The 6,468-nt window shown below is 39.7% G+C and carries 3 protein-coding genes; all 3 read right to left on the bottom strand.

Annotated features, from left to right (window positions below; all coding sequences use genetic code 11):
* Nucleotides 1–421: 421 nt before the first annotated feature.
* Nucleotides 422–991, bottom strand: coding sequence for a hypothetical protein (locus QZR70_RS08100; RefSeq protein ID WP_119207321.1), 570 nt, complete (start codon nt 989–991; stop codon nt 422–424).
* A gap of 362 nt (nt 992–1,353) precedes the next feature.
* Nucleotides 1,354–3,762 carry an autotransporter outer membrane beta-barrel domain-containing protein gene (locus QZR70_RS08095; RefSeq protein ID WP_295794372.1) on the bottom strand — a complete coding sequence of 803 codons (2,409 nt, stop codon included), beginning with the start codon at nt 3,760–3,762 and terminating at the stop codon, nt 1,354–1,356.
* Nucleotides 3,763–4,100: 338 nt separating this feature from the next.
* Entirely contained in the window at nt 4,101–6,302 is a 2,202-nt protein-coding gene (locus QZR70_RS08090) for an autotransporter domain-containing protein (protein ID WP_295794371.1), read from the bottom strand.
* Between the last annotated feature and the right edge of the window lie 166 nt (nt 6,303–6,468).

Here is a 6,468-nt window from a genome sequence, read left to right as displayed (position 1 = left end):
CTACCATCATGACCGACCCGGACGTGGCCGACCATGTGTATATCGAGCCCATGACCACCACTAGAAACAACAGGAATATCTGCAGCCTGGACCAAGCTAGCCGAAGATATGGTCAAAACTCCGAGTACTGCTAATAATTGTAGTTTCTTTGCGTGATTCATAATCATACGCCTCCCTTGTTACACTACAAAACACTTCTCCTTCATACTTTCCTCATAATTCTACAAGTAGATTATACTGCCATCGAAAAAATATGTAAATAACATAAATAATAATTCATAAAGAATAGATTAGATAATATAATTAATTAATAAACAGACCCCCGTAGAATTTGTTCCTACGAGGGCATTTGTTTTGAAAACAAAAGAGGCAACGGCCTATGCCGTTACCTCTTTCATAGATATATAGTTATATATACCGATTAGCGGATGCGTTTAACGCGGTTATTACCGTCACGCATAGCTTCTTTCAAGCTGTAGATTACCATTTCGTTCATGTAGAAACGCAATTCATCATTAGACATGTTAGCTGTATTCTTTTCAAGAATTGCCAAAATTTGGTTTTCATATTCAGCTTTGTTCATGTCAGACACAGTTGTGTGGTTTGTGAAGAATTCTTTGTAATCTAAGTACAAGCGGTCTAATGCTACGCGAGCATAGCTATCTTTTTTATAGCGATGGCTTGTAATGTACCAGTCACGACGAACATTCATGTAGTACAACACGTTATTAGTATAACGTTGTTGACCAGACATTACGCGATTGTCGTCTTTGATTAAAGCATTGCTCATTCCCAATTGGAATGCTGCAAATTCAGATACTACAGCTTTTACCTCTTCACTAGGAACAGCAAGAGAAATTTCTTGTTGTTCTGCAGTCAAAGGAGCCGCAGGTTGTTCAGGCATCATCAAAGGATCTTGTGCCGCATGTACTTGGCCAGCAACACATACAGAAGCAATTGCCATAATTGGTAATAATTTAATTAGTTTCATAAGTTCTCCTCATTAGAAGCCGCCCTCCCCAGAGTGGCTTCATTTATCATACACTAGATATTATCTCTATAGGAACGGTTATCCCCATAGAGATCCCCATACTAAGCATGGTAAATATATTAATACAGTAAGCATCTATCAATAAATCCTAGTATGCTTACTATTTTCATTAGTATACACAATATATCGTATTTCGTCTATATAGTTTTTCCTTAACATTAAAAGAAAAATGTATAGGTCGCTATATAGTTAATTCTATGCTCCATACTATAAAAGCCTCCTAATAATAAAGTCATAACTCTATTATTAGGAGGCTATATATGTTAGCTATTGTACAAAAAGATTATTTAATAAATCTACACTTAGAATTTATGTGTAAATCCTGCATTCACGCCCCAGTCTGCTTGGTAATCACCAGACAAACCTGTAGCAACGTCAGCAAATACGCTATTGTTACTATTAAAGCCATAACGGCCGCCGAATGCCAATTCAGTCCAAGTACCTTTGAGGTCTTGTTCTGTTAATTTCATTACGCTACCGCTAGCAAATGCAGTTTTTACATTGCCTGTGAAAGCATGACCTGCAGCAAATCTTGTATAAAGGTTACCATTGCCGAACTGTTTACCCAATTCAAGGCCGATTTTACCAGAAGTGCTGTTTACACCAGATTGGTTAACAGATACATTATCTACAGTAAAGTTACGGCCACCAAAGTGTGTAAAGTTCAATTGTGCTTGCGGTTCTACATAGAAACCATTATCGTATTTCAATGTTTTGCCGTAGCGAACACCGATGCTGTACGCATTAGATTTTGCATCGCCAGACATGGCTTCACCAATTTCATTACGAACTGTAAAGTCATTAGATACACGACCAACTTGAGTTTCTATATGTACATATTGATCTTTACCAAGGTCTTTCAAACCATAAGCACCAACGGAGAAGGATTTAACCTTGCCGGAACCATCGAATACATAGTCTTCAGAACCACGAAGATAGGATACTTGACCACCTACAGTCCAGCCACGACTGATTTTAGCATCATAACCGCCTTGGATGCGTGTATAATCTGTAGCTGTGTCGATACCGCTGCCAGAGTAGCTGTATTTACCGCCACCGATGCGAGCCCAAATACCTGTTGGTTCACCTTGTTGCAATACGCGAGGACGATACATATCATCAGCTACTGTACGCCATGCGTTGATATTACCTACTACAGCAGAACGAATACCACGCATATGAGGTGTATCATAGGCACCACGAACAACAGGATTAGGATTTACTGGTGTAGGAGCAGGAGTTACAGGTGTAACTGGTTTAGGATCTGGAGTTACTGGCGTAACTGGTTTAGGATCTGGGGTCACAGGTGTAACTGGTTTTGGATCTGGAGTTACTGGTGTAACTGGTTTTGGATCTGGAGTTACAGGTGTAACTGGTTTTGGATCTGGAGTTACTGGTGTAACTGGTTTAGGATCTGGAGTTACTGGAGTAACTGGTTTTGAATCTGGAGTTACAGGAGTAACTGGTTTTGGATCAGGAGTTACAGGTGTAACTGGTTTAGGATCTGGTGTTACCGGTGTAACTGGTTTAGGATCTGGAGTTGGTGTAGGTTTTGGTTCCGGCACCACATAGGACCCTTGACCATTGCCGTCTTTCCAAGTAATATTCCCTTCTTTTTGGTCTGTAGTCAATGCTTTTTGGAAGCTAGACACGATGCCTTTAGATGCGATGGATACTGTACCAGAAAGATTTCTTTCACCTTTTACATAGTTTTCATAATAGAATTTGTGAGCTAAGTTATCTAAAATCTTGTTTACATTGCTTTCAGAAGAAGTATCGAGATGATCACCTGTTACATAGCCATGTACGCCAGAGCCAGCTACAGCGGATTTCACGATGAAGTTACCGCCCTCGATGTCAGCCGGATCAAGACCGTTTTTCTTAGAACCTGGTTTAGCATAATTTAAGCCAGTACCACTAGTCATGTCATAAATAACATTAATATGACCGTCCAATTTATTTACATGAATGTCGCTACGGGAATCTTGGGAAATACGGCTGAAACCTTCGCGCGTACGAGTACCTGTGAGCTTGTTAATACTACTACGTTCTGTTTTACCATCAATTTTGAAAGATTCCAAGCCGCCCATGTTATCATGGCTCCACATGCCACCATCAAAGGTCATGTTGATCTCGCCACCTTTATCCTCTAAGGTGTTCACAGCCTTACCGGAAAACTGGTTAGGACTGTTATGTGCACGGCCTAGGCCGATATTAATCACAGATGGTTGCTGTTCTTGATGAGGAGGCATCATTTTATCAGATACTAGCACATCACCTTGCATATTAAACACTTTGTGTTTTACAGTACCCGTATCATCAATGCCGAGATTAATTTTACTATTATATGCAAACGCTACTGGATATGGGGACTGCCATGGTGCAGTAGTCACGTCCATAACCCCGCCATCCACTTGAATGGAACTGTTATTTAGCATGCCTGTAATGAAAGCTGGTTGACGATAGCGTTTAGGCAATTGAGATGCATCAGGAGTATCCAAAGAGCCAATTGTAACTTGACCACCATCAGATGCGACTACACCATTCGCAGTCGTATTACCTGTACTTTCAAATTTGCTATCTGCAGTAGTTGCAAAAATACGTCCATCAGAATTAAGACCTGCTGCAGCCCATGTGCTAGGCATGGCCATCGTAGATGACAATAAAGTCATCATAACAGCAGATAATAAAAATTTATTTCTTGCTCTCATCCTCTTACACCTCAACCAATACTTCACTTACAATACAATCACAATTGTGAAAGCTCCTTCATAGTTGAATATATATCTGAGAATTGATTTATTAGTCTTTATTTATATGAAAAGATAGATATATACTCACTTTATTAAGAACTCACATTTAACACTTTTAAAATATATTTAAAATATTACACTATTTTTTGTGAATTGTAAATGAATTATCCTATTTTTATTTAAAGTTATTTAAGATATTAATATTTGAGTTATAAAACTAGAACATAAAAAGGCAGTGACCAGATCACTACCTTTTATTGGTAAACACCATATACTTTTATATAGTAGCTATTATATTAGAATTTATGTGTAAATCCTGCATTTACAGACCAGCCAGCTTTATAGTCGCCAGATAGACCTGTGCTAATATCAGCGAAGATGCTGTTGTTTGCATTGAAGCCATAGCGGCCACCGAATGCTAGATCTGTCCAAGTACCTTTAATGTCTTCGGATGTGTATTTAGTAGTAGCACCACTTGTGTACGCAGTTTTCACTGTACCAGAGAAGGCATGGTTTACGCCAACGCGAGTATAGATGTTACCTGCACCGAAGTTTTTACCGATTTCAAGGCCAAGACCACCTGCCATGCTGCTCACACCAGATTGATCTACGTGCATGCTGCCGGCATTGAAGCTATCGCCACCGAAGTGAGTGTAGCTCAATTGTGCTTGTGGTTCGATGTATGTACCATTTGAAAGCTTCACAGTTTTACCATAGCGAGCGCCGATAGAGTATACATTCGCTTTAGTCTCACCAGACAGTCTTTCACCAATTTCATTACGAACTGTGAAGTCGTTAGAAGCACGACCTACTTGAGACTCGATGTGGATGTATTGGTTGTTACCAAGATCTTTCAAGCCGTACGCACCAACAGCAAAGGCTTTTTCTTTGCCAGTACCATTGAATACGTAGTCATCGTTGCCACGAAGGTAAGAAACTTGACCACCTACAGTCCAACCGCTGCTAGTTTTAGCATCGTAACCACCTTGAATGCGTGTATACGTTGTATCTGTGTCGATACCTTTTGCATTGAAGCTGTATTTACCGCCCCCAACGCGAGCCCAAATACCTGTTGGTTCGCCTTGTTGCAATACGCGTGGACGATACATATTATCTGTCAATGTTCTCCAACCGTTGATATTACTCATGATGGCAGAACGAGCGCCACGCATATGAGGTGTATCAAAATCACCCATGATAACATGAATGTGAGAATTACGGTCTGGCACTGGAGCTGGTTTCACTTCTGGTTTAGGAGTCGGTTTAACTTCCGGCTTAGGCGCTGGAGCCGGTTCTGGTTTTACTTCTGGCTTTGGAGTTGGCTTAGGTTGTGGCTTAGGCTCAGGTTTTGGAGTCGGTTGTACCTCTGGTTTAGGAGCCGGTTTATTTTCACCATATACGTATTTACCTTGACCATCTTTATCTGCTTGCCAAGTAATAGCGCCTTCCTTAGCATACCCTTCAGTCAACACCTTAAAGCGTGCAGACTCAGCACCATTAGAAGCAATGCCTACAGTACCTTGAAGGTTTCTTTCACCATTTACATAGTTATGATAGTAGATTTTATGAGCCAAGTTATCTAAAATTTTATTTACATTATCCTCAGAGGATACATCAAGCCCTTTTTGAGACGCATACAAATGAGCAGCTGCATTAGACTCTGCACTTGTAATATGAATATCGCCACCCCAGAAGGATTCTGGAGTCAAACCATTATAGGTTTTCGTTGGTGGTGTGTATTCTGGATCTTCCGTATCATCGTACTCACCATTCGCATCGTAGAAGAAGTTTACATGACCGACTAACTTATCAATGTGGATTTCATTGTGCTCATTTTGCACTACAGCATTTTCAAAACTACGATTTTTAGAACCTACCAAGCGATGTACACGGCTTGGTGTTGTCATTGTACTAAAGCCAGTACCATTTAACCCACCTTGATAAAGATGATCCCAATAGCCACGTTGACCAAGGTATACATTAATATGGTTTGGTTGTTTTGCATTTTTATCTGCTACATTAAGAGCAAAGCCAGTCCACATTACTTCATCACTATCTAAACCGATATTAATTACAGATGCATAATTAGGGTTGCCATCGATACGGACATCACCTTCAATAGACATATCATGTCCAGTAAAATTACCTGTATTACCATCTACGCCAAGATTTACAGTACCACCTTTAGAAATAACAACTGGATTACTGCTACGACCAACTTGAAGATCACCATTTTTAATATTCACAGTACTGCCATTTTGGCTAGTAATGATAGTATTACGTTCATCAATTAATCTACCGGTTACGTAATCTGCATTAATAGTACTCAAATTATCTGCATCAAGCCCATACATTGTACCTTGCGGTGTTCCCAAGTCTACAGTTTCACCCTTAGTCAAACTAAAAACAGGATATTCCGCCATTGCATACTGACCTACAGAGCTAGCAATCGTCAGGGCAATTGCTAAGGATAATTTCGCTTTACACATGCGTTTCATAAGAACCCTCTCTCTATACACTATAAACTATTATTAAATATTTTTAATTATAATTTATAATTAGAATCTTGTAAATATGAGAGAAAATTGTCACATATTATATATAACAATATCAGAACCACCCGTAAAACGGGTGGTTTGCTCACGGGCTATAAGCCCGTAGTAC

It is taken from the genome of uncultured Veillonella sp. (genome assembly GCF_900545205.1).
Classification (GTDB): Bacteria; Bacillota; Negativicutes; order Veillonellales; family Veillonellaceae; genus Veillonella.
This window is presented reverse-complemented; position numbering and strand designations above follow the sequence as displayed.